Origin of the sequence: Saccharibacillus alkalitolerans (assembly GCF_011090185.1) — a bacterium.
GTDB classification, from domain to species: Bacteria; Bacillota; Bacilli; order Paenibacillales; family Paenibacillaceae; genus Saccharibacillus; species Saccharibacillus alkalitolerans.
The window spans coordinates 247,862-270,776 of the sequence record NZ_JAAFGS010000003.1 but is presented as its reverse complement, the minus strand read 5'-3'; the positions used below and the strand labels follow the sequence as shown (position 1 = coordinate 270,776).

Annotated in this window: 22 protein-coding genes; 18 read left to right on the top strand and 4 right to left on the bottom strand. The window is 59.3% G+C overall.

From position 1 onward, the window contains the following. Nucleotides 1–85: 85 nt before the first annotated feature. From GYN08_RS09955 to GYN08_RS09945, 3 genes are all read left to right on the top strand, one after another. Complete coding sequence (locus GYN08_RS09955) at nucleotides 86–565, top strand: GNAT family N-acetyltransferase (RefSeq protein WP_235946112.1); 480 nt, start codon at nucleotides 86–88, stop codon at nucleotides 563–565. Nucleotides 566–748: 183 nt separating this feature from the next. Further along, on the top strand, nucleotides 749–1,213 hold the full coding sequence (locus tag GYN08_RS09950; protein ID WP_166274061.1) for a GNAT family N-acetyltransferase: 465 nt from the start codon (nucleotides 749–751) through the stop codon (nucleotides 1,211–1,213). A gap of 217 nt (nucleotides 1,214–1,430) precedes the next feature. Beyond that, nucleotides 1,431–1,877, top strand: coding sequence for an Hsp20/alpha crystallin family protein (locus GYN08_RS09945; protein ID WP_166274060.1), 447 nt, complete (start codon nucleotides 1,431–1,433; stop codon nucleotides 1,875–1,877). Nucleotides 1,878–2,024: 147 nt separating this feature from the next. Here the strand turns inward: GYN08_RS09945 and GYN08_RS09940 are convergent, their stop codons facing one another. Then, nucleotides 2,025–3,068 (bottom strand): hypothetical protein, encoded by a 1,044-nt coding sequence (locus GYN08_RS09940; protein WP_166274059.1) that lies wholly within the window; start codon nucleotides 3,066–3,068, stop codon nucleotides 2,025–2,027. Nucleotides 3,069–3,438: 370 nt separating this feature from the next. Here GYN08_RS09940 and GYN08_RS09935 point away from each other — a divergent pair, with 370 nt between their 5' ends. The 12 genes from GYN08_RS09935 to GYN08_RS09880 all read left to right on the top strand — a co-directional run bounded on the left by GYN08_RS09935 (nucleotide 3,439) and on the right by GYN08_RS09880 (nucleotide 17,068). Next, the gene (locus tag GYN08_RS09935) at nucleotides 3,439–4,377 is read left to right on the top strand and encodes a DnaJ domain-containing protein (RefSeq protein ID WP_166274058.1); all 939 of its coding nucleotides are present in this window, start codon (nucleotides 3,439–3,441) and stop codon (nucleotides 4,375–4,377) included. Nucleotides 4,378–4,392: 15 nt separating this feature from the next. Continuing rightward, on the top strand, nucleotides 4,393–7,026 hold the full coding sequence (clpB, locus tag GYN08_RS09930; protein WP_166274057.1) for an ATP-dependent chaperone ClpB: 2,634 nt from the start codon (nucleotides 4,393–4,395) through the stop codon (nucleotides 7,024–7,026). A gap of 197 nt (nucleotides 7,027–7,223) precedes the next feature. Then, nucleotides 7,224–7,901 carry an HD domain-containing protein gene (locus tag GYN08_RS09925; RefSeq protein WP_166274056.1) on the top strand — a complete coding sequence of 226 codons (678 nt, stop codon included), beginning with the start codon at nucleotides 7,224–7,226 and terminating at the stop codon, nucleotides 7,899–7,901. 145 nt (nucleotides 7,902–8,046) lie between these two features. Further along, on the top strand, nucleotides 8,047–8,628 hold the full coding sequence (locus tag GYN08_RS09920; protein WP_166274055.1) for a GNAT family N-acetyltransferase: 582 nt from the start codon (nucleotides 8,047–8,049) through the stop codon (nucleotides 8,626–8,628). Between the two features lie 60 nt (nucleotides 8,629–8,688). Further along, nucleotides 8,689–9,420, top strand: coding sequence for a metallophosphoesterase family protein (locus GYN08_RS09915; protein WP_166274054.1), 732 nt, complete (start codon nucleotides 8,689–8,691; stop codon nucleotides 9,418–9,420). Nucleotides 9,421–9,647: 227 nt separating this feature from the next. Continuing rightward, the gene (locus GYN08_RS09910) at nucleotides 9,648–11,171 is read left to right on the top strand and encodes an NAD(P)H-binding protein (protein WP_166274053.1); all 1,524 of its coding nucleotides are present in this window, start codon (nucleotides 9,648–9,650) and stop codon (nucleotides 11,169–11,171) included. A 331-nt stretch (nucleotides 11,172–11,502) separates the two neighbouring features. Beyond that, a complete protein-coding gene (gene fur, locus GYN08_RS09905; RefSeq protein WP_328802916.1) occupies nucleotides 11,503–11,982 on the top strand; it encodes a ferric iron uptake transcriptional regulator in 480 nt (159 codons plus the stop codon). Nucleotides 11,983–12,151: 169 nt separating this feature from the next. Beyond that, nucleotides 12,152–12,601 (top strand): hypothetical protein, encoded by a 450-nt coding sequence (locus tag GYN08_RS23480; protein WP_206023682.1) that lies wholly within the window; start codon nucleotides 12,152–12,154, stop codon nucleotides 12,599–12,601. A 257-nt stretch (nucleotides 12,602–12,858) separates the two neighbouring features. Beyond that, nucleotides 12,859–13,323, top strand: coding sequence for a GNAT family N-acetyltransferase (locus GYN08_RS09895; protein WP_166274052.1), 465 nt, complete (start codon nucleotides 12,859–12,861; stop codon nucleotides 13,321–13,323). A gap of 5 nt (nucleotides 13,324–13,328) precedes the next feature. Then, a complete protein-coding gene (locus tag GYN08_RS09890) occupies nucleotides 13,329–14,954 on the top strand; it encodes an AraC family transcriptional regulator (RefSeq protein WP_166274051.1) in 1,626 nt (541 codons plus the stop codon). Between the two features lie 254 nt (nucleotides 14,955–15,208). Beyond that, a complete protein-coding gene (locus tag GYN08_RS09885) occupies nucleotides 15,209–15,472 on the top strand; it encodes an AbrB/MazE/SpoVT family DNA-binding domain-containing protein (protein WP_166274050.1) in 264 nt (87 codons plus the stop codon). Nucleotides 15,473–15,670: 198 nt separating this feature from the next. Further along, the gene (locus GYN08_RS09880) at nucleotides 15,671–17,068 is read left to right on the top strand and encodes a DUF2785 domain-containing protein (protein WP_166274049.1); all 1,398 of its coding nucleotides are present in this window, start codon (nucleotides 15,671–15,673) and stop codon (nucleotides 17,066–17,068) included. A 161-nt stretch (nucleotides 17,069–17,229) separates the two neighbouring features. Here the strand turns inward: GYN08_RS09880 and GYN08_RS09875 are convergent, their stop codons facing one another. Then, nucleotides 17,230–17,565: a hypothetical protein gene (locus GYN08_RS09875; RefSeq protein ID WP_166274048.1), complete on the bottom strand. Its 336-nt coding sequence runs from the start codon at nucleotides 17,563–17,565 to the stop codon at nucleotides 17,230–17,232. A 116-nt stretch (nucleotides 17,566–17,681) separates the two neighbouring features. Further along, a complete protein-coding gene (locus GYN08_RS09870; RefSeq protein WP_166274047.1) occupies nucleotides 17,682–18,323 on the bottom strand; it encodes a TVP38/TMEM64 family protein in 642 nt (213 codons plus the stop codon). Between the two features lie 297 nt (nucleotides 18,324–18,620). On the opposite strand from GYN08_RS09870, the gene GYN08_RS09865 reads away from it, so the two are divergent. Then, a complete protein-coding gene (locus GYN08_RS09865) occupies nucleotides 18,621–19,661 on the top strand; it encodes an HD domain-containing protein (protein WP_166274046.1) in 1,041 nt (346 codons plus the stop codon). Further along, nucleotides 19,658–20,305 carry a histidine phosphatase family protein gene (locus tag GYN08_RS09860; RefSeq protein ID WP_166274045.1) on the top strand — a complete coding sequence of 216 codons (648 nt, stop codon included), beginning with the start codon at nucleotides 19,658–19,660 and terminating at the stop codon, nucleotides 20,303–20,305. The genes GYN08_RS09865 and GYN08_RS09860 overlap by 4 nt, the downstream gene beginning before the upstream one ends. A gap of 96 nt (nucleotides 20,306–20,401) precedes the next feature. Here the strand turns inward: GYN08_RS09860 and glsA are convergent, their stop codons facing one another. Further along, entirely contained in the window at nucleotides 20,402–21,349 is a 948-nt protein-coding gene (gene glsA / locus GYN08_RS09855) for a glutaminase A (RefSeq protein ID WP_166274044.1), read from the bottom strand. A 399-nt stretch (nucleotides 21,350–21,748) separates the two neighbouring features. Between glsA and GYN08_RS09850 the strand changes: the two genes are divergently transcribed. Continuing rightward, nucleotides 21,749–22,810, top strand: a complete 1,062-nt coding sequence (locus GYN08_RS09850; protein ID WP_206023681.1) for an ABC transporter ATP-binding protein — start codon at nucleotides 21,749–21,751, stop codon at nucleotides 22,808–22,810. Nucleotides 22,811–22,915: the final 105 nt, after the last annotated feature.

The window sequence follows — 22,915 nt, the reverse complement described above, 5'->3', positions numbered from 1 at the left end:
TAAACGGAATTTTAGTAGAATGGGGATTGCTGATAGTTCGGTGCGACTTCGGCAGGAAGCCCATAACAGAACGGGAGCGGATACGATGAGCGAATTGATTATGCGTACGGCCTCGGCCGGTGATATCGTACAGTTGGCCGAAATGCGTTACGACTATACGCTGGAGGAACATCCGGAGCTGGCGGTTACGGAAGAACAAAAGCGTGATTATATCGACGAAATGCACGAATTTTTGGAAGAGGCGATCGGATCCGAGAACTGGGTGCTGTGGGTTGCCGAGTACGGGGACGAGATCGTGGCGCATGCGTATTTGGAGCTGGTGCGAAAAGTACCCCGTCCCGGACGCGCGACCAAGCCTTTTATTTATATGACCAACGTCTATACCCGCCCGCAGCATCGGGGTTTGGGCATCGGCAGCCGTCTGGCGCAGGTCATCGAAAAATGGTCCAGAGAGCTGGAACACGATTTTATTTTGGTCTGGCCGAACGAACGGGGCGAAGCGTTTTATACGAAAAACGGTTACAGCGCCTGCTCGGTGCCGATGGAGCTTCGGCTGTCGAACTGAGTCGACCGCAGGAAAAAGAAAACAGCAAGCGCGCGGTCGTGTCCGCGCGCTTTTTTTTGCGTTAAGCTGTACCTGCGAGGAGGGGACAAAAAATGATGCTTGAAGAGATGCGTCTGCATACGAGTGCGGGAAATGAGGTTCTGCTCAAACTGGGGGATGGGGCTTAAAAGGAGGCGAACGCATTTGAAAGCGAACGAAGCGAACGATTCGGAAATCGCGATCCGGCGGGAACGCGAAGGGGATGCCGAACAGCTGAGCGGACTGTTCGGCCAGCTGGGATATCCGGGTAAAACGGCGGCGCTGGCCGAACGGCTGGACAGGCTGCGCCGGCACGAAGATTATTCGATATTCGTGGCCGAAAGGGACGGAATTCTGATCGGCACGATTGCCCTGCATCGCGAACTGCCGCTTTTGCGGGACGCATGCGAGGCGTGGATTACGGCGCTGGTCGTCTCGGAAGAAGCGCGGGGAAGCGGAGTCGGCGGCCGCCTGCTGGAGCGCGCCGAAGAGTGGGCGCGGGAGCAGGGCGCGGCTTATGTCCGCTTGAACAGCGGCAACCGGGAAGAACGCCGGCAGGCGCATTTGTTTTACCGCGGCCGCGGCTACGCCGCAGGATCGACCGGATTTGCTAAAGCGTTAAAACAATGAGAAAATGGATGAGAAGGGGAGAAAAACGGCATCAAATGCAGCGTGAACACGCAGAGTTACGTTTATCCGCTTCCCAAAACCTTTTATCGTTTTTGTCTGTTTCAAAGGATAATTTTATAATAAGGATGCAAGGTCAAGAAAGGTCAAACAAACTTCGGCTCAGACGTCAACGACGCAGGCGCTTCACGATCCACTTATTTCGAGAGGAGAATGAAAGATGTTTGAACAAGGACCGTTTGGCAGACACGCGGAAGAAATGTTCGGTCAATTGGCCAAGACTTTCGGAGATACGTTCGGCGAGGAATTCGCGGCTCCGTTCCGGGAGCGCGCCATGTCGTTCCGTACGGACCTCTATGAACAGGACGGCCGTTACACGCTGGAGGCGGAGCTTCCCGGCTTCCGCAAGGAAGACATCGATATCGATTATACGGCCCCTTATTTGACGATTCGGGCTGTGCGGCACGAAGAGACCCGGCAGGAGGAAGATTCCCGGCGCATCGTGCGCAGCGAACGCCGCCACGGCGAATTCGTCCGCCGCTTTTACATGGAAGACGCCGACCGGGAAGGCATTCGCGCTTTGCTCAAGGACGGCCTGCTCAGACTGGACATTCCGAAAAAGGAACAGCCGGGCGGCAAGCGCATCCTGATCGAAAGCGAAGATTAAGCGGCGTCCCAAGATGAACAAAAGCTTGACCCGCGCCAAAAACCGGGCAGCCCAGTAAACGAAAAAGACACCGGTTTCCGGTGTCTTTTTTGAATCCTTTATAAACGCGGCTGTTCGAAAGCCGCTCTGCCGCATGGTTGAGAGGCGTTAGGGACGCAGCGCCGAGTTGAACTTGGCGACCGCTTCGGCAAGCGAGAGCCGAGCGGCATTCAGCTGATTCTGCGTGGACGTCTTGGAGAGAACGGTATTCGATTTGTTGATCGCTTTGCGAAGTTCGCCGAATGCGGAGCTTGGACGCTGCCCCGAACGGATGCCCTTCGGCGAATCAAGCAGTTGGCGCGCTTCGCTGACTTCGCGGGCCAACTGCAGTCCTTCGACAAGCGCGTCGTGAGCGCTCTGCACGCATCGGGCCGCACCGTCGATCGCCAACAGACCGGAAGTGCCGTTCAGCAGCGCTTCGAGACCGTCGGCCTGGACGCGGAACGCGTTTAGCAGCTTGGCGTAGTCTTCGTTCGCGGGCGCCGACGCAGCCAACGCTTCGACCGACTGCTTTTGCGCGGTCAGCTGGTTCAAACGATCCGCGCGATCAAGGTTCATCGCATCGCGAAGCACTGCCGAAGCTTCGACGTACTTGCGGTACTGCTCCCTGAACTCGGCAGTCGTCGCGCTTTCGCTGTACGCGACGGCTTGAGCCTGTTCGATGACCGCGAACATGACGTCCGCCGCTTCCTGCGGATAAGTATTGGGAGTCGTGCCGATCGAACCGTTGAGCATTCTGGCCATTTGGAAAGTTTGCCGTTCAAGTATCGAAGCGTCACGGATATAATCGTCGATGTAAGCGGTAAGCGCGCCGTCAAGATTGTGGAAAGCGCTGTTCAATTTGGAGGAGGAGGCGGCGGGATCGAGCAGCAGGGCGCGAGCGGAGTCGGAAGCCGTTTTTACAGCTTGATAACGGGTATTGTCCGGATCGCTGTAAAAGTCGTCCGAGGCTTTTTCGCACATGGCGAGCATCTTCAGAAGCGCAGTACGTTCCGTGCTGTTCCAGTAAGAAGTGGAAATCGTCTGTTCCGCGGAATCCGCATAAGCTGTCGCTTCCAACCCGGGCGCCAACGAAACGCCGCCGAATGTTACGGCCAGAGCCAATGCGGCAGCGGCCCCTTTTTTAATGCCCGAGCCCTTGAATCTGTTCAAAAGAACTCCTCCTTATGTCCTGATGTTTATCCTGATGTTAACGTGCCGAATTTGTTCCTCATTCTATTAAACAAATGGCGGAATATGAAACGGTTTTCTAATAAAAATCCCGATAATTGCTTACTAGATAACTTTATAATGCTTAAAGTGGGATTAAAATACCAATTCCATAGAACTATAAGGGGTTTTCAGATAATCTAGATAATCCAAGTATGAAACCAGACCGGACAAAAACGCGTATTCGGAGAAGGGATTCGGACGAAAAGCGGGCAAACAAGTCGATCTTCATAATAGATATAAAAGAGATTAGGGTAAAGAAAGGATAGAGGAAGCGGGCGGCACGCAGTCCGTCCAGAGGGGGAGGAAGGCCATGCCGGATAAAAACCACTATGACGTGCTCGGAGTCGAAGCGAACGCCTCCCAGTCGGAAATCAAAAAAGCTTATCAAAAGCTGGCGAAACAGTGGCATCCCGACGTAAACAAGTCGGAAGGCGCCGAGAAGCGCTTTAAGGAAATCGCGGCGGCGTACGAAGTGCTCGGCAGCGAACAGAAAAGGCGCGATTACGACGATCTGCGCCGCCGCTCGGCATCGGGTTTCGGGGCAGGAGGAGCGAGAGGAGGCCGATCCGGGGCATCCGGACCGCAGGGAGCGGGATTCGGCGGCTCCGGGAGCCAATTCGACTGGATTAACGACCTGCCGCACGAAGATATTTTCGATATGTTTTTTAACGAGCGAATGGGGGGCTTCGCAGGATTCGGAACGGGTGCCGCGGATGCGGGGCCCAGCCGCCCTACCCAATCGACGCTGGAAGTTACGCTCGAGCAGGCTTACCGCGGAGAAACGGTCCGGATCGTGCTGGGAGAAAAAACGATCGGACTCCGGCTGCCGGAGCGTTCCCGCAGCGGCAGCACGATTCGCATGATGGGCACCGGAAGCAACGGGATCGCTACGGGCGAAGAACTGCGTATCGTACTGAAAATTGCGGAGCATCCCGTCTACACCCTGGAAGAAGAAAATCTGGTTGCCGCGCTGCGTATTGCTCCGTGGCAGGCGGCCCTCGGCGGGAAAGCGCGCATTTTGCTGCCCGACGGAGCGGCGGTCAATCTGAACATTCCCCGCGGTATCGCTTCCGGGCGAAGACTGCGCATTCCTCGTCGGGGGCTCAAACGGGCCGACGGGACTTACGGCGACCTGTTCGCCGAAATCGAAATTACGGTGCCCGACCCTTCCTCCGAAGAAGAGGAACTGTACCGGCGTTTGGAAAGCCTGTCGGGCTTCCGGCCGCAGCTGGGCAAACGCAAAACGTAAAGGAGGACGAAGAGGATGGATTTCAACCGCTTGACGCAAAAGCTGGAGGAGGCGATCTCGGCGTCGCAGTCGCTCGCGGCAGCGGGCGGCCATCAGGAGATCGATACTCCTCATCTGCTGAAGGCGCTGCTTCAGCAAAGCGGCGGCCTGCTGCCTAGACTGCTGGAGCGGATGAACGTGCCGCAGGACCGCCTGCTTCGGGGAGCCGAAGAGCGGCTGCGGAGCAAAGCCCGGGTCAGCGGCGGCGTGCAGCCTTATTTCTCGGCCGATCTGCTCGCCGTGCTGGAGCAGGCGCAGCGAGAAGCGGAGAATATGCATGACGAATTTACGGCCGTCGAACACGCGGTGCTGGCTTTTGACCAGGATCGGCGCGGCGGCGTTCGCGATTTGCTGCACGCCGAGGGCGTGACGCGCGACAAGCTGCTGGGCGTGCTCAAGGAGATTCGGGGCAATCAGCGGATCACCGGCCGGGAGCCGGAAGCGACCTACGAAGTACTGGAGAAATACGGACGCGACCTGGTTTCGGAAGTGCGCGCAGGCCGAATCGATCCGGTCATCGGACGCGACGCGGAGATTCGCCGGGTGATCCGAATCCTGTCGCGCAAGACCAAAAATAATCCGGTGCTGATTGGCGAACCCGGCGTCGGCAAGACGGCGATCGTCGAGGGGCTGGCGCACCGCATCGTACGGCGCGACGTGCCCGAAGGACTCAAGGACAAGACGATCTTCTCGCTCGATATGAGTTCGCTCGTCGCCGGCGCAAAATACCGCGGGGAGTTCGAAGAGCGGCTTCAGGCGGTGCTGAGGGAGATCAAGGAAGCGGACGGACGGATCATCCTGTTCATCGACGAAGTGCATACGATCGTCGGCGCAGGCAAATCCGAAGGCGCCATGGATGCGGGCAACATGCTGAAGCCGATGCTGGCCCGAGGCGAACTGCATTGTATCGGGGCGACGACGCTGGACGAATACCGCGAGCACATCGAAAAGGACCCGGCACTGGAGCGGCGGTTCCAGCAGGTGCTCGTCGGAGAGCCCGGCGTCGAAGATACGATTTCCATTTTGCGGGGGCTTCGGGAGCGGTTCGAAGTGCATCACGGCGTCAAGATCCACGACAGCGCCTTGGTTGCGGCGGGCGTGCTGTCCAATCGCTACATTTCCGACCGCTTTCTGCCGGATAAGGCGATCGATCTGGTCGACGAAGCCTGCGCCATGATCCGGACGGAGATCGACTCCATGCCGGGCGAGATGGACGAGGTGACGCGCCGGATGATGCAGATGGAGATCGAAGAAGCGGCGCTGCGCAAAGAGACCGATCCCGCAAGCATGCGCCGTCTGGAGCATCTGCAGCGGGAACTGGCGGACCTGAAGGAGAAGCATCTTGTGATGAAGGAGCGCTGGGAGAAGGAAAAAGCTTCGATCGAGCGGGTTCGGGAGCTTCAGCGGCAGCTGGAGAAAGCGCGTAAAGATCTGGAGAACGCCCAGGAGGCCTACGATCTGAACAAGTCGGCGGAGATCAGCTACGGCATCATTCCGGGCTTGGAGCGCGAATTGAAGCAGGCCGAGGAAGAAGCGCACGGGAGCGGCGAAGAGCGGATGCTGCGCGAAGCGGTAACGGAAGAAGAAATTTCGGATATCGTTTCGAAGTGGACGGGCATTCCGGTCAGCCGCCTGGTCGAAGGCGAACGCGAAAAACTGCTGCGGCTCGAAGATATTTTACGGGAACGCGTAGTCGGCCAGGACGAAGCGGTCGGCCTGGTCACCGATGCCGTACTGCGGGCGCGCGCGGGAATCAAGGATCCCAACCGGCCGATCGGCTCTTTCTTGTTCCTCGGACCGACCGGCGTCGGCAAGACGGAGCTTGCGAAGACGCTGTCGGCGGCGCTGTTCGACCGCGAAGAGAACATGATTCGCATCGACATGTCCGAATACATGGAGAAGCACAGCGTGTCGCGGCTGATCGGCGCGCCTCCGGGCTACATCGGCTACGAAGAGGGAGGACAGTTGACCGAAGCGGTGCGGCGTCAGCCGTATTCCGTCATCCTTCTCGACGAAGTGGAGAAGGCTCATCCCGACGTATTCAACATTCTGCTGCAGCTGCTCGACGACGGCCGCCTGACCGATTCGCGCGGACGGAACGTCGATTTCAAAAATACCATCGTGATCATGACGTCGAATATCGGATCCGCGCATTTGACGGGAGGTGCCGAATCCGGGGAGAATGCGCCCGGCTCCGGCATATCGGAGGAAGCGCGGGAGCGCGTCATGCGCGAGCTGCGCGGACATTTCCGGCCGGAATTCCTCAACCGCGTGGACGATGTGGTGCTGTTCAATCCGCTCGGCCTGCCGGAGATCGAACGGATCGTGCTGAAGCTGGCCGGCGAACTGCGAGGCCGATTGGCCGAGCGCCGCATCGAACTGGAACTGTCCGAGCGCGCGGCGAGGCTGATCGCGCGGGAAGGATTCGATCCCGTCTACGGAGCGCGGCCGCTTAAACGGTATATGCAGCGGGCGCTGGAAACGCGCGTGGCCCGGGCTTTGATCGCCGGCGAGGCTCAGGACGGCGACCGCCTGCTCGCGGACGAGCAAAACGGCGCGCTGACGGTGACCGTTCTGCCGGCCGCGGAGCGTCAGAATATCGCGAGATAAGTAGCCCGACTTTGCGGCTCCCGCGAGGGCCCTGCCGACGAAACCTTTTCCGGTTTCGCCGAAGCGGGGTCTTTTTTTCGCGATTCCGTCTCTGCAAGCTTCACGCTCTTTGCTCCGCCTGCCGTTTTCGGTACAATGGTAGAATAGCGCCGCGGGCAGGCCGCGGCGGATCGATAAGCGGCAAAGGGGAATTGGGTATGGAGAAGGAAGGCGGACCGATCAAGAACAACGAACGTCGGGCAGGCATTTTGCGAGCGGCCGCTGTTCTGGCGAAGGGCGAATTGGAACACGAGAGCAGCGGGCACGATTGGTGGCATATTCACCGCGTGACGAAGCTGGCGAAGACGATCGCGGCGGAAGAAGGAGCGGACCTGTTCGTCTGCGAGCTTGCGGCGCTGCTGCACGATCTGGCGGACGAGAAGCTGGTGGACGATCATGAAGCCGGCATGAAGCGCACGGAAAGCTGGATGCTGGAAAACGGAGCTTCCGCCGAAGAGGCTTCGCGCGTATTGGAGATCATCTCGACCATGTCGTTTCGCGGAGGAAGCGGATCGCCCATGACGACGCTCGAAGGGCGCGTCGTGCAGGACGCCGACCGGCTGGACGCGATCGGGGCGATCGGCATCGCGCGGACATTCGTTTATTCGGGCAAAAAAGGACGTCCCATGCACGATCCGAATATTCCGGTCCGGCACAAAATGACGCCCGAGGAATACCGCAGCGGCAACGACACGGCGATCAACCACTTTCACGAAAAGCTGCTGAAACTCCAGGATCTGATGAACACGGATGCCGGACGACGGATCGCGGAAGAACGCCATTCGTTCATGCTGGAATTCCTGGAGCGATTCGAGCGCGAGTGGAACGGCATGTGATCTAATTTATCGCTCCGGCGCCTTTATTCGTTTACGACAATTTGCTTCGCGCGGCCGCGGAGACGTGCGAGGCGCCGCAGTACCGGGACGCGACGGAACATCTGCACCTGGTCGTCCGCAGGCGCTGACAAGGAGGAGTGTTTCGATGACTTTAAGCTTTGACCCTATCATGTTGGAGTTTCCCGAACAGTTCGAGACGGAACGGTTGATCGTCCGGGCGACCCGTCCCGGCGACGGTGCCGAGCTGAACGCGGCGATCAGCGAAAGCCGGGAGGCATTGATTCCGTTCATGCCGTTTGCTCGGGTGCTGCCCGAACCGGAAGAAACCGAGCGGTTGATGCGGCGGAAGCGGCTGCAGTATTTGGAGCGGACGGACTTGATGATGCTGATGACCGAGCGGGAAACGGGCAAAATCTTGGGAGCCAGCGGTCTGCACCGTTTCGATTGGAACGTGCGGCGCTTCGAGATCGGCTATTGGGTTCGTACGCCTTACGCGGGCAGGGGACTGGTGACCGAAGCCGTCCGCGGATTGACGGACTTCGCCGTCCGCCATCTGGAGGCGAACCGAATCGAGATTCGCTGCGACGACCGGAACGAGCGAAGCGCGGCGGTCGCGAAGCGGGCGGGCTTTGCCATCGAAGGCGTGCTGCGCAATTGGCAGCGCGAAGACGACGGCACGCTCGTCAACGAAATGGTATTCGCGAAAATTCGAGACGTCGACTTCTGAGGATAGAGACGACGGCCCGAAGCGAAACGGAACGACTTGACATCAAACGGAGGATTATCGATGAGCAAAATCGCGATCATATCAGACATCCACGGCAATCTTCCGGCTTTGGAAGCGGTGTTGGAGGATATCGAAAGCCGCGGCATTGCGGAAATTTATTGTCTGGGAGACTTGGTCGGCAAGGGACCCAGCTCGGACCTTGCCGTCGATCTGATCCGTCGGCGCTGCCGGCAGGTCGTGCGGGGCAATTGGGACGAATTTCTTCCGCAGCCGACGGAATTCGAAACGCTGGTCTGGCATCAGAATTTACTGGGGGAAGAGCGGCTCGAGTATTTGCGTTCGCTGCCGTTTTCGATCGAATTCATGCTGAGCGGCCGTTACGTCCGGCTGTTTCATGCTTCGCCGCGCAGCGCGTTCGAACGCGTGCAGCCCTGGGACGATTACGGGCGCAAGCTCAGCTTGTTCGAGCCGTCCGATCTGAGCGCGGATCCTGTCAAAGCCGATGTGGCCGGTTACGGAGACATTCATAACGCCTATATGCAGCATATGGACGGCCGCATGCTGTTCAACGCGGGAAGCGTGGGCAATCCGCTGGATATGACCCAGGCGTCCTATGCCATTCTGGAAGGCGACCTTGGCGAACGGCGCAGAACGCGGCTCGACCTGACGTTCGCGAGGGTGCCTTACGATATCGCGCTTGCGGTCCGCCAGGCGGCGGAAGCGGAGATGCCGGAGCTGGACGCTTACGTCAAAGAGATTCGGACCGGCCGCTACCGCGGCCTGAAAGACTGAGCCCGAAAAAACCGAAAAACGTATACGCCTCTTCGGCTTTTATTTTCAAGAACCCGGTTTTCGGCCAGCGTCTTCGCGTAAGGCGCGGAGCCGATGCGACCGGGTTCTTTTTGCGTTGAACGGGTAATGAACGGCAAGGGCTGCCGACATCCGAACGATTGCGGATCACGGAACCCGGGACCGCGTCCGCAGCCATCCCGGAAAAAACGAAACGAAGAGGTGCGCCTATGGAGACGACAACCGAGCGACAATCGCGCCCGAAGGTAATCCTGACCGGAGCCAGCGGCTATATCGGGCAGAATCTGATGAAGAAGCTTAAGGAAGATTACGATATTATCGCGCTTTCCCGCGGCGGAGATTCGCGCGAGGACGAAGAGCATGTGGAATGGAGAAGCTGCGATTTTTATTCGATGGACGATTCGCTGGAGTCGCTGAAAGGCGCGGATTACGCCTTTTATTTGATCCACTCGATGATGCCTTCGGCGAAGCTGACCCAGGGCAGTTTCGAAGATATGGACGCCATACTGGCCGACCACTTTGCCCGCGCGGCCCGAAAGAACGGCATCAAGCAGATCGTATATCTCAGCGGAATCGTGCCCGACGACCTGCCGGAAGAAGAACTTTCGCGCCATTTGAGAAGCCGGTTGGAAGTTCAGCGGATTCTCGAATCGTCCGGCGTTCCGGTGACGACGATTCGAGCGGGACTGATCGTCGGGCCGCAGGGTTCGTCTTTCCCGATTCTGTACAAGCTGGTGAAGCGACTGCCCGTCATGACGCTGCCCACATGGACGCGCACCAAGACCCATGCCATCGCGCTGGACGACGTGCTCGTCGCGCTCAAAGGCAGCGTGGGCAACGAAGAAGTCAAAGGACGCGCCATCGACGTGGGCGGCCCGGACGTCATGAGCTATAAAGAAATGATGAAACAGATGGCGGAGGTGCTGGGCGTTAAGCGGCATTTCATCGACCTGCCGTTCTTGACCGTCAATCTGTCCAGGCTGTGGGTGACGCTGATTACCGGATCGCCGAAAGAAATGGCGTATCCGCTCATAGAAAGCTTGATCCATCCGATGGTCGCCCATCCGGACCGGATGGTGGAAGGCATCAGCGACGGCAAAAAAACGTTCAAGGAAGCGGCGCGCGAATCGCTGGAGGAAGAACGGAAGAAGAAAGAAGAAGCCGAGCGCAAGCGCGACGAACCTTCGGACGACAAAGAATCGAAGCCTGTCGCGGAAAAGATCAAAAAATCCGACGTGCGTTCGGTTCAGCGGGTAACGCTGCCGGAAGGCAAGGACGCCCATTGGGCAGGCGAGTATTATCTGGAATGGTTGGGCAAAGCGCTCGGACCGTTTATCCGCGTGCGGACGGACGAAGACGGCGTCAGCCGGATCTATATCCGCTTTTTCAGCCGGCCGATTCTGGAACTCAGCTACGATCCGGTCAAAAGCGGCGAGGACCGCGCGGTCTACCGCATTACGGGCGGCATGTTCGCCAATGCGAAAGACGCCCATTCGGGCCGGCTGGAGTTTCTCATGATTCCGGACACGAGCGACTGCGTCGTGGCCATTCACGACTATATGCCTTCGATGCCTTGGTTCCTGTACAAATATACGCAGGCGAAGCTGCATCTGGCGGTCATGTACGCGTTCCGCAAGCATCTGGAACGGCAGGGGCGGCTGGGCAGATCCAGCACGTCGAAAAAAGCCGGAGGTTCGGTCGGTACGCCGTCCTCGATTGAAGCGCAGGGATAAGCAAACGGAACGAATACGGATTTCGATCGAGTACGGCAGGGCGGCAGCGCGAATTCGGCTGCCGTCTTGTCGTGCCTTCAGCCGCCGGCGCACGCATTGAGCCGACGAACGCGGCATTTTGCTCCGATTTCGTCGGTTGGTTCGCTGAGGGGCGCTTGGAGACGGAAGGGAAGAATAAGGATGGTTTTTGAATGAAATGTGATAAAAATCTTTGCGCATTTATTCGATTTACGTTATTATTAAATTATAATCATTCTAAATAAAGAAACGACTTTAAGGTCGGACGAACTGGGAAGCAGCAGCATGAAAGCCCAAAGGAGGTTCGAAGACATTGATCAGCGTGGAAGAACAACTGAAATCGATGAAGCAGCAGATGATTGCCAAAGGATATAAATCGACCGTTCAGCGGGAAGCGACGATGCGTGTTCTGCTCGAGCATGAACGCGATCATATGAGTGCCGAAGACGTATATATGCGGGTCAAGGAACGGTTCCCGGAAATCGGGCTGGCGACGGTGTACCGTACGCTGGAACTGCTGACGGAACTGCATCTGGTGGAGAAAATGAATTTCGGCGACGGCGTGGCCCGTTTCGACCTGCGCAGCGAAGACCATGAGCATATGCATCATCATATGATCTGCTCGGTCTGCGGCGAAGTGGAAGAAATTCAGGACGATTGGTTGACCGAATTGGAGCAGCGCGTCAAACGGGAATACGGCTTCAACGTGTCGGATCATCGCCTCGATTTTATCGGGACGTTCGCATCCTGCAAACACGGCGACTGCCGGCGTCACTGCGAGACGGCTTCGTAATACAAGCGGAGTCTCCGGAGTCGTATGCAGAGAAGACAGCTTCCGGGCTGTCTTTTTTTTGTTGGGTCCACATTGACATTCGGCAAACGGTTGAATACATTTGTATACATAAGCATGCAATTCCGAAAAGCGGAAGACGAACTTGCGGAGAAACGAAGGAGGAACCGGAATGCGTAAAGATCAACAGGGCGTGGAAGGACGCCCGAAAGAGATGGAACCGGAGCATGAATCGTCGGAGCCTGAACAGGCCGAGGGCGAAAAACGCGGACGGCGCGAGGGAGCCCAGACGTTTCGCCGCGGACGGGCGCTGCATTTTTTGGAACGTCTCGAACTTCGCCGAAGCACCCTGGCCGCGCAGCTTGAAGAGAGCGCGTTCGAAAGCATCCGTCCCGTGATCGCGGGCGAATTGAAGGCGGTCGATGCCATTATGCAGGAATTCGTTCAGGTATTCGAACTGCACGAAAAGCCGGAAAAGCGCGGGCGCGGGGAAAGCGGGCACCGAGGACACGGGCGCGGCCGGCGCCATCAAGAACGCCGAGAGGAAGAATCCGGGACGCGCGAAGAACGGAAAGCGCCCGAAGAATCCCGGATGCCGGAGAACGGGGAGGACAAGAGCTGATCGGGACGTTCGACGAAACGCGGCCGAAGATCGCGGGCTGCCTCGATTCGTTAAAACCTTTTCGTTCGAGAAAAAGTAGAGAAAAAATTCACAAGACGCCGCGGAATTTTTGTGTTATATTTAATCAAATATCATTCTTTCGCCCATACCGGCGCCGGCGGCAGCCCGCCGTTATGGGCGAAAGGAGCTTCATCATTCCCTCGGAAGGTTGTGTCGTCGAAAAGAAATCCACTAACCGTATAAAGGAGGATGTACGCATGCAAATCATTATGTGTACGGAAGAACACAAGGACCGGTTGACCGAAATTTGGCTGATGTCGATCCGGCGTACGCTGTCCGATCTCGATCCGGGCGACGTTCAGTTCTATGCCCGCCTGTTCAGGGAAGAAGTTCTCGAACGGTTGGAACTGTATGCGGTACAAAGCCGCTTCGGCGGCGAATTGACCGGGTTCATTGCCATGAACGGCTCCAAAGTCGAGCTGCTCGTCGTTCATCCTCATTATCAGGGCCAGGGCATCGCGGACATGCTGATCGGCCATGTGTCGCTTCGGGGCGAGCTTGCCGTGGATGTCGGCGATCAGACGCCGGAGGTCTACGATTTCTATCAGCGATTCGGCTTTATCGAAGCGGGACGTTCGGAACAAGACGCCCATGGCCGTCCCGGCGCCACCGTTCACCTGCTGCGCCCGCAGCAGCTCGAGCCTCAGACCGGAGCTTCCTGATCGGCATGACGGGAGACGAACATGTGCTGCTGCGAGAGCTCGCCCCGCTTATGCTGGGCGAGCAGCGGGAAGAAGAGAACTTTTTCGCCGGCTCGCCGACGCTGATCGCGGTCGAGAGCGGTGCGGGGATTCTCTTTATCGACGGAACGAGAATCGATTTGTATCCGGGAACCGCGGTGCTTGCCGAGTACGGGATGAAGATCGGACTGCGCCGAGTGCCTCCCGGCGACCTTCGGCTCTACCGGATCAGCTTCGACCGCTACCGGCTCTCGCTGGAAGGACGCGGCCAGCTCGTATACCAGGACGACAACGATTCGCTGCCCTCTGCGGGTATGGTCCACTCCGGACTGCCGCGGCGGGCCTTTTCTTTGATGCGGGAGTTGGCCGCGGGAGAAATGCGGGAGACGCTGCACGGCGAGCCGCCGCTGACCCGTCAGCGGGACTGGCTGGAGCTGTTCCAACTGCTGTTTTCGTCCGTGCCTCGGCGGGAGGAAGATCGCGAAGAATCGGCAGTTGAACGCGCGGTCCGGCGGATCGACGCCGAATACGCGCGGAAATTGTCGCGCGAGGAACTGGCGGAAGAAGCGGGATACCATCCGCATTATTTCTCAAGGCTGTTCCGGCAGAAGACCGGGCTCAGCTTGTCGGATTACATTCTTCGGGTTCGCATGGAAAAGGCGAAGGAGCTGCTCATGCTCAGCGGTCTCGGCATGAGCGAGATCGCCGCCCGGGTCGGCTATCCCGACGGCCTGTACTTCAGCCGCAAGTTCAAACAGGCGACCGGATGCCATCCGACGGAGTTCCGCCGTCGGCCCAAGCGCATCGCCGCGCTGCAGTTCGCGGGCGCGCTGCTGGCGCTCGGGCTTGCGCCGGAAGCCGTCGAGCGAAGGACGGCCGATTATTCCGTTCAGCTGGCCGAGGAGCTGAACGGCACGGCACGGATCGACGAAAGCGATCCGGAAGCTTTGGCGCGGTTAAAGCCGGATCTCATTGTCGCTCCGGCTTACCTTAAGCGGGAGCGGCTGGAGACGCTGCGCCGGATCGCGCCGACGATAGTGCATCCTTGGATGGATTCGGATCCTGTGCGCCAATTGGAACATTTGGCCGCCAAGCTTGGTCGGACGGCCGAAGCGGCGGCATGGATTGCCGATTTTCGGCGCCGGGCGGCCGAGTCGCGCGCCGAAGTCGCGTCCGTGTTTCCCCCGGGGGAAACGGCGGCTTTTTACGAAATTGCCTTCGGCAATCTGTACGTGCTCGATCAGGGGGTGCGCGGCGCTTACGTGCTGCACGAAGCGCTGGGGCTGCCTGCGCCCGAGCGCGTTCACCGCGAAGTCATCGTCCCCGGCCGGTATAAGCGGATCGCGCCCGAGCGGTTTGCCGACTATGCGGCGGACCATATGTTTCTTACCGTCTATGCCGAAGACGGGGACAGGGACGGCGAACGGCTGCTCGATTCGCCCGAATGGCGGGCCCTTCCGGCCGTGCGGGAAGGGCGAACTTATCCCGTTCCGCTGGAACGGTTCTGGTTCAACGACGGATTATCGATCTTGCGTCAGCTGGATTGGCTGACGGAAAGGCTGCTCGAGCGGTTCGACAGCAGCCGACTGTCGAAATCGACTCCCAAAAAATGATAGAAAATGGATGCGCCGCGGCGCGGGTTTCTGCGAAATCGCGCATAAATGAAAAAGCGAAACGCTTATTCCGTGCGTTTCGCTTTTTCATTCAATAAAATATGCAAAATTTTTAACCGTAGTATAAATTTCCATATTGACAAGATATATAAAGAGGAGTAGAGTGGAAGCAAGCACAAATTGTCGAATAATATCGAATAACGACGATCCTTTGTCGACAACTAACATTTTAATCGAAATGGGGAATTATAGCAATGAAAGCAACAGGTATCGTAAGACGCGTAGACGAACTCGGACGGGTTGTTATCCCAATCGAACTCCGCAGAACAATGGGCATCGACATCAAAGACGGACTGGAAATTTTCGTTGACGGCGAGCGCATCATTCTGAGAAAATATGCGCCTACCTGCATCTTCACCGGCGAAGCCGAAGATCTGGTTTACTTCAAAGGCAAAATGGTCAGCAAAGCCGCAATCGAAGAACTGATCGAAATGTACCAAAGCTCCGAAGCTAAGTAAGTATCTTTCATCTTCCCGCTTCCGAGCGGTTATCATAGAGCCTGCCGCAAGCCCGCCGAGGCAACGGCGGGCTTTTTGATTTGCCCGGGCGTAAGGGAAGAGGGACGAAAACAGGGGCTCAAACGCGGGTGCGGAACGGAAAACGGGAAATGCCGGGAGAAATGATATAATGGTCCAATAAGAAAGGGGAGCATTAACTTGAATGCGAATGAAAGAAAAGCAGTCTCTGCCTATGATTTTACGGTCGACTCCGCCCTGACTCCCGCGGTCGGCATGCTGTACGCGATGATCGAATACAATTTGCGGCGCTTGGAACGGTTGGCAGGGGGCATGAGCGCGGAGCAGCTCGATTTTCTCCCGGACGGAGGAAGCAACAGCGCCGCGCAGCTGCTCCGTCATCTTGCGGTAACGGAGCTGTACTGGGTATATCGGCTGCAGTCTCTTCCTTATCCGCCGGAGGCGCTGGCCGAATTCGGACCGATGTACGACGAAAGCGGCCGGCTGCCGGCAGTCTCGGGCCGGAGCGCCGCCGAGCTGCTTGGCGAGTGCCGCGCCGTGCATGAGCGGCTGCACCGGGTCTGTCTGGGCTTGAGCGACGAAGATCTGCAGCGGCAGGTTCCTTACGAGAAGGGAGCTTCCGCGACCGTCCGCTGGGGAATCTGGCACGTCGGCGACCATTGCCGGCATCACTACGCCCAGATTGCCGCGCTGAAAAAGGCGGCGAAAGAAGCCGGGATCGCCGGCATGCCTGTCCGGGCAGACGCGGCAGAACGGGACAATCTGCAGGCGGCGCTGCGGGAAATTCGCCGTTCGGGCCGGCTTCCGGAGCCGGAACGGCTCGGCGAATTGGCTGCCGCGATGCTGGAGCATATCGGCGATCCCGATCCGGAGCTGAGGGACGAGCTGATTTACGGTTCGTTTTCGGATTGGATCGGAGCGGGGGTGTTCAAAGCGGAACAGCTGCGGAGCTTGATGAATACCGCGCTGGACGAGCGGCATGTAGGGTACGGAATCGGCGAAAACGGAACGGATACGGTGTTCGTGCGTTCTTTTTCGATGCTGCTTCTGCCGCTCATCCTGTCCGCGGATCGGGAGCAAGCTTTTTTGACGGAAAAAGAATGGAGGATCATGTTCCGAACCGTCCTGCGCGCGCTGGACGAAGAGAGGGATCTTCGCGGCTATGAGTCGCAAGGCGGGCGGGGATGGGCGCACGCCGCGGCGCATGCGGCGGACGCGCTGGAAGATCTGGGAAGATCGAAGCTGGCGGGTCCGTCCGAACGGCTCGAAATGCTGGAAGCGGTCCGCCGCAGGCTGCTGACGGCGGACCGGGTATTCGTGCATGACGAAGACGATCGCTTGGCCGCGGCGGCGGAAACGGTCTTGACCTGCGGAAATGTCGAAGAGCAGGACTTTGCCGATTGGCTGGAGCGGTTCGGGGAAGCTCCGGGTCCCGAAGCGAAGCCGTTCGCCGGAGAAGGACGCGTCAATGCCCGGCTGTTTCTCCAGCGGCTCCACGTCCGGCTGCTGGAGCATCGTTCCCAGGCCGGGCGCGCGGAATCGATCCGGATTCGGGCTTCGCGTCTGCTGATGGGATAACCCTGCCCTGTCATTGCGGGAGGGCGGGGCGGCTTCGAATCGCGCTTTCGGGACGACTCCCGCGAAAAAGGAGGCCTCGTCCGATGACGGGCCTCCTTTTTGCCGCGCTTCCGCCGAACCGGATCGCTGCCGAGTCGGCAGCCGGACATACGGCGTACAAATCAGGCGACGGTGAGAATGTAGGCCGCCCGGTCGTTTTTCAGCTCGAGACGATCTTCGCTCCGACTGCCGATTTCAAGATCGTTCAGCACGATCTCGTAGCTGTCGCCGGGGACCGGAACTTTTTCGCCGTCGGCGTTGAGAATGCTGCCGGCTCCGCGCAGCAGCAGCGCCCGTTCCAAGTAATCGTCTACCGGATTGTCCTGCGGGCGTTCCCCGATCTCCTCCAGCTCGAAATGCACGACGTCGGTATCTTCGTTTTCCTTTTTTTCGATTTTCAGCGTTTGCCCGGCTTTGCCGTTCAGCCACTCGGTCAGCGCTTGGATTTGCTTATCCATCGTTTCCCACCCTTTCTTCCGGCGGCGCTTCTCGCTCCGCCTGCATACTGTCCATTTACCCCGCAGGCCGCATGAGCAAACGGGCTTGGCCGCCTCCTTGGAGGAGCGGGAAAGGTCTAGAGAGGATCCCTGTCCGCCTCTTCCTCGGCCGGGGAGCGGAATTTGAATCGGTATGCGGCATAAACGACGATCAGAAATCCGCCGTACAGCGCGAGCACGGTCAGCGTTTTCGGCAGATCGGTAAACAAGTTCTGTCCGACGAAAGCGAAAACGAGCATAGCCGGAATTTTGCCGAGCGCGGACGCGACGATATATACGGCCGGACGGATGTTCAGAAAAGCGGGATACAAGTTGACGAGCGCCTGCGGCAGCAGCGGCACCAAGCGGGCGGCGAGGATCACGGCGAACGGCCGTCGTTCCATAAGCCTTCCCGCCCGCTCCAATCCGGAGAAGCGAGCCAGTGCGGCTTGTCCCTGCTTTCTGAAAAAGCGGCGTACCAGCGTATACTGCAGCAGCGAAGCGGCCGTGACCGCCAGCCAGGCGATCAGCGCTCCCGCGGCGGGGCCGTACAGGAATCCCAGCGAAGCGATGACCAATTTATAGGGCAGGACGGGGAAAAAGGCGAACAGGAAAGCGAGAGCGAAACCGGCGGCTGCCGGCAGCGAGACATCCTCCATCAGCGCTTGCAGTTCGCCTCGGCAGATCAGAATCGTCAGCAGAGCGCCGGCGTAGAGGGCAAGGGTGATCCATTTTTTCATGCGTCGGCGCGGCTCCTTTCGTCGGGGTGCGAACGTGTCCGTTGCGGCCCGTATTCCGATTGTATGCGAAGGCATCGAAAGAAGTCGAGCTTTCTTGAAGTGCGCCGGTCGGGTATACTTGGCGAATGAGCGTCAAACGAAACGTCGCGGCAGCTGAGGTTCGTCTGGCGCAGTCGCGCGGCGGCGCATGCGGCCGACCCGTCGGGGAATCGTTCGCTGTCCGTACGGAGCAGACCCGCGAAACCGATCGCCTCTGTCGTTTCGCATAAAAAGAAAATTGACGGAAGGAGTGGAAGGATGTTCAATTCTGAAACGTCGTCCCTGACGAGCGGACAGCCAGCCGGAATGTACGGGCAGATGGCGGGCCCCGGCGCGCTCAGGGACCCGCTGTGGGGAACGGTCACCGAGCTCAGCGAAACGGAAACGGCGCTGCTGCGCACGGAAACGCTTCGGCGGCTGCATTTTGTCCGGCATGCGGGACCGGCCGCGCTGCATACGCAGCATACGTCGACGCGGCTCCAGCACACGCTCGGGGTGTTCGCGCTGATCGCGCATTTCGCGCCGGAACGGCCGGAGCTGAGAGCGGCCGCCCTGCTGCACGACGCGGGCCACGGACCGTTCAGCCATGCGCTGGAAGGGATCGAAGGCTTCGACCATCATGCCCGGGCGGAGAAGGAGCTGCATGCGGAAGAAATTCGCCGCATTTTGGAAGACGGCGGTCTGGACCGCGCGGAAGTGCTCGACTTGATCGAAGGCCGAATCGCGAGCCCGCTGCGCAGCGGCGAGAAGATTCTGCACGCCGACCATTTGGATTCGTGGGTGCGCAGCGCCGCTTCGTTCGGCATCCTGCCGAAGCCCGCGCCGGAGCTGCTGCGCGGCTTCCGGCTGTCCGGTCCGCATCTCGAAGCGGACGCGGACGCCGCCGAGCTGACGCTGCGGCTGATCCTGCACGAAGCGCATTACCACGCTTCGCCGGACAACGTCGGACCCATCGCCGTGCTCCGGGCCTTGACGCGGCGCCTGATCGACGCCGGCGGCCTGCCCCCCGCGGAACTCGGGGGCTTGGCCGACGACGAGCTGCTGGCGCTGCTGCGGCGGCATCCGTCGACCGCCGAAGAGGCCGGCCGGCTTCTGTACCGGCCCCATGAGCTGCGCGTCGTCCGCGCCGGGGAGCCGGCTCCGGAAGAGGCCTACCGCCACAGCTTGCACAAGCTGTATCTGGCGCTGCCGCTTATTCGGGGCGGCGCCGCGCCGTCGAATCTGCCGTCTTATGCGCAGCTTGGCGAATTGGACGGTCTGCTTGGCGAATACCGGGTGTTTTGGGAGGGAGCCTTATGAGCGGGCTGCCGCATTCCGAGCCTTGCGTTCCGGCGGCGCTCCTGCAGGAAAAGTCTCCTCGGACGGGCCCGTCCGAGGAGACCCGGCTGTACTTCGTCCGCCACGCCCATTCGGCTTACGTGCACGGCATGGAGCTGGAGCGCGGCTTGTCCGCGGAAGGAACGACAGACGCCGAAGCCGTCCGGCGCCGGCTCGAAGGGGAAGGCGTCGGCGTGTTCGTCTCGAGTCCTTACCGGCGCGCGATCGACACGATCCGTCCGCTGGCGGACTCGGCCGGAATCGCCGTCGAGATCCATGACGATCTGCGGGAGCGGCTCGTCTCCGGCTCGCGGGACATCGGGGCGGATCGGTTCCTGGAGGAGAAGCAGCGCTGCTACGAGGACTTCGATTACCGGCCTCCGGGCGGGGAGAGCGGCCGGGAAGCGCGGAAAAGGGCGTCGGCCGTGCTTCTTGAACTGCTGCGGCGCTATCCCGGCGAGCGGATCGCCGTCGGCACGCACGGCGATATTCTGACGCTGATGCTCGGCGGTTTCGACGAACGGTACGGATTCGACTTTTGGCGGCGTCTTTCCATGCCGGACATCTACTGCGCTTCGTTTGAGGGCGGGAAGTTCGCGGGGGCGCGGCGGATGGAGTTCCGGTAAGACGGACAAACCAGGCTTGCGCTTGACGGAACCTGCCGGAGATTCGCCGCCGCAAAAAGGGAAAGGCCGCAGACATGTCTGCGGCCTTTCCCTTTTTCAGAACAAGCTCCAGTCCATGCGCTGCGACAATCGTTCGAGCAGATGCACGCCCGCGCTGCTGTTGCCTTTGGCGTTCAGCGCGGGGCCGACGACGCCGATTCCGAGCGCGCCGGGCACGAAGGTCAGGATGCCGCCGGACACGCCGCTTTTGGCCGGAAGCCCGGCTTTGATGGCGAATTCGCCCGAGGCGTTGTACATGCCGCACGTGATCATGAACGTCTTTGCGATCTGCACGTAGCGGCGCGGAATCAAATATTCCCCGCTCAGCGGGTCGGTGCCGTCGCCGGCAAGCACGAGCGCCATACGGGCGAGATCGCGGCAGCTGGCTTCGATCGAGCAGTGCCGGAAGTAGACGGACAGCACCTCTTCGACGTCTCCGCCGAGCACGCCGTTTTCCACGAGGAAATAAGCGATGGAACGGTTGAGGTTGCCGGTCTGCAGCTCGGAACGGTAGACCGCTTCGTTGATCTCGAGCGGGCTTCCGCCGGACAGCCGGCGGAAAAATTCGAGGATGCGCAGCGATTTCTCTTCGGCGGTGGCGCCGCGGATCATGGAAGAGACGGTGATCGCTCCGGCGTTGATCAGCGGGTTGAACGGGATGCCCGGACGCACAAGTTCGAGCTTCAGCATCGAATTGAAGTTGTCGCCGGTCGGCTCCATGCCGACCCGTTCGAACACGGCGTCCTCGCCGTTGTCCATCAGCGCAAGAATCAGGGTAAAGACTTTGGATATGCTCTGCAGCGTGAACGCCATTCCGCAGTCTCCCGCCGAGGCATGGTCGCCGTTCAGGTCGAGCAGATGAATGCCGAGCGCGTCCCGCGGAGCTTTGGACAGTTCGGGGATATAGGAAGCCACTTCTCCGGAAAAGGCTTCCTTGCGGCTGTACTCCAGCCATTCGGGCAGGAATTGGCGGACTTCCGCCAGCCGGGCTTCTTTGTTGGTCATGGCATGCAGCCTCCTTCGTATGCGGCGGTTCGGGTTCGCGGACGCTGTCGGGCCGCGCGCCGTCCTCTTCATCATACCGGTTTGCTTCGCGATTTCAACGAAGCTTTCCGCGTAGAGATGCGGAGAAGAAGCGCGCCGTTTTTTTGAAGCGAATGTTCGGAAATGCAGGCTGACCGGGTCCGCGCCGAGCAGACACCTAACATCTAATGTGCGCTTGACTGCCAGATAGGCAAGCAGTTACAATATTATATACGGTTTCGTAAAACAATGTTCTCATGATCATACAAAAACGTTCGGAAACGCGATGTGCGCGGCTGCGGACAAAACGCGAGAACGATATGCGAAAAGCGATAAAACCGCCCGTTCTTCAGCGAACGGGCTTTATAGGGAGTGGAGACAATGGAGAGACTTCTCGAGGTCAAAGATTTGGCGATTTCATTCAGAACGCGCGCCGGCGAAGTCCAAGCGATTCGCGGCGTTAACTTCCATCTGGACAAAGGCGAGACGCTGGCGATCGTGGGCGAATCGGGCTCCGGCAAGAGCGTAACGTCCCAGGCGATCATGAAGCTGGTACCGGAACCGCAGGGACAATACAAGCGGGGACAAATTTTGTTCGAAGGCCAGGACCTGATCAAAAAATCGCAAAACCAGATGCAAAAAATGCGCGGCAAGGAAATCGGCATGATCTTCCAGGATCCGATGACCTCGCTGAACCCGACGATGAAAGTCGGCAAGCAGATCACCGAAGTACTGTTCACGCACGAGAAGATCTCCGGAGCGGATGCGCGCGCTCGCGGTCTTGAACTGCTGAACCTGGTCGGCATCCCGAACGCGGAAAAGCGCTTTAACCAGTATCCGCACGAGTTCTCCGGCGGTATGCGCCAGCGTGTCGTAATCGCCATGGCGCTGGCCGCCAATCCGAAGCTGCTGATCGCGGACGAACCGACGACGGCGCTCGACGTGACGATCCAGGCGCAGATCCTCGAGCTGATGAAGGACCTGCAGGCCAAGATCGGTACGGCCATCATCTTTATCACCCACGACCTCGGCGTCGTGGCGAAGATGGCGGACCGCGTAGCCGTCATGTATGCCGGCCAGATCGTCGAAATGGGTACGGCCGCCGAGATCTTCTACGATCCGCGCCACCCGTACACATGGGGACTGCTTTCTTCGATGCCTGCGCTCGACAGCAACGGCGAAGAGAAGCTGACCGCCATCCCGGGCACGCCGCCCGACCTGCTGCATCCTCCGGTCGGCGACGCGTTCGCTCTGCGCAGCAATTATGCCATGAAGATCGATTTCGAGAAGGAGCCTCCGATGTTCAAGGTCTCCGACACGCATTTCGTCAAGTCGTGGCTGCTGCATCCGGACGCTCCTGCGGTTACGCCGCCGGAAGCGGTGCTGCGCCGTCAGCGCAAGCTGAGCAACGCGTACGAAACGCCGGTTCTGGTCGAAGCTTAAGCGAAGGCCGGACACCGCATAACCGAATCACGGGCTGCCGAACAGCGGAATCGATTTTTCGATTCCGCTGTTTTTTGCGTTTCGGAGCGGTTTAAGCCTTGAAAT

What these genes read in the sequence shown, in the direction of transcription:
- clpB (WP_166274057.1), top strand. Translation starts at nt 4,393, where the DNA reads ATGGATTTCAACCGCTTGACGCAAAAGCTGGAGGAGGCGATCTCGGCG.
- GYN08_RS09860 (WP_166274045.1), top strand. Translation starts at nt 19,658, where the DNA reads ATGAGCGGGCTGCCGCATTCCGAGCCTTGCGTTCCGGCGGCGCTCCTG.
- glsA (WP_166274044.1), bottom strand. Translation starts at nt 21,349, where the DNA reads ATGACCAACAAAGAAGCCCGGCTGGCGGAAGTCCGCCAATTCCTGCCC.
- GYN08_RS09955 (WP_235946112.1), top strand. Translation starts at nt 86, where the DNA reads ATGAGCGAATTGATTATGCGTACGGCCTCGGCCGGTGATATCGTACAG.
- GYN08_RS09925 (WP_166274056.1), top strand. Translation starts at nt 7,224, where the DNA reads ATGGAGAAGGAAGGCGGACCGATCAAGAACAACGAACGTCGGGCAGGC.
- GYN08_RS09915 (WP_166274054.1), top strand. Translation starts at nt 8,689, where the DNA reads ATGAGCAAAATCGCGATCATATCAGACATCCACGGCAATCTTCCGGCT.
- GYN08_RS09920 (WP_166274055.1), top strand. Translation starts at nt 8,047, where the DNA reads ATGACTTTAAGCTTTGACCCTATCATGTTGGAGTTTCCCGAACAGTTC.
- GYN08_RS09945 (WP_166274060.1), top strand. Translation starts at nt 1,431, where the DNA reads ATGTTTGAACAAGGACCGTTTGGCAGACACGCGGAAGAAATGTTCGGT.
- GYN08_RS09895 (WP_166274052.1), top strand. Translation starts at nt 12,859, where the DNA reads ATGCAAATCATTATGTGTACGGAAGAACACAAGGACCGGTTGACCGAA.
- GYN08_RS09850 (WP_206023681.1), top strand. Translation starts at nt 21,749, where the DNA reads ATGGAGAGACTTCTCGAGGTCAAAGATTTGGCGATTTCATTCAGAACG.
- GYN08_RS09865 (WP_166274046.1), top strand. Translation starts at nt 18,621, where the DNA reads ATGTTCAATTCTGAAACGTCGTCCCTGACGAGCGGACAGCCAGCCGGA.
- GYN08_RS23480 (WP_206023682.1), top strand. Translation starts at nt 12,152, where the DNA reads ATGCGTAAAGATCAACAGGGCGTGGAAGGACGCCCGAAAGAGATGGAA.
- GYN08_RS09875 (WP_166274048.1), bottom strand. Translation starts at nt 17,565, where the DNA reads ATGGATAAGCAAATCCAAGCGCTGACCGAGTGGCTGAACGGCAAAGCC.
- GYN08_RS09935 (WP_166274058.1), top strand. Translation starts at nt 3,439, where the DNA reads ATGCCGGATAAAAACCACTATGACGTGCTCGGAGTCGAAGCGAACGCC.
- GYN08_RS09890 (WP_166274051.1), top strand. Translation starts at nt 13,329, where the DNA reads ATGACGGGAGACGAACATGTGCTGCTGCGAGAGCTCGCCCCGCTTATG.
- GYN08_RS09910 (WP_166274053.1), top strand. Translation starts at nt 9,648, where the DNA reads ATGGAGACGACAACCGAGCGACAATCGCGCCCGAAGGTAATCCTGACC.
- GYN08_RS09870 (WP_166274047.1), bottom strand. Translation starts at nt 18,323, where the DNA reads ATGAAAAAATGGATCACCCTTGCCCTCTACGCCGGCGCTCTGCTGACG.
- GYN08_RS09885 (WP_166274050.1), top strand. Translation starts at nt 15,209, where the DNA reads ATGAAAGCAACAGGTATCGTAAGACGCGTAGACGAACTCGGACGGGTT.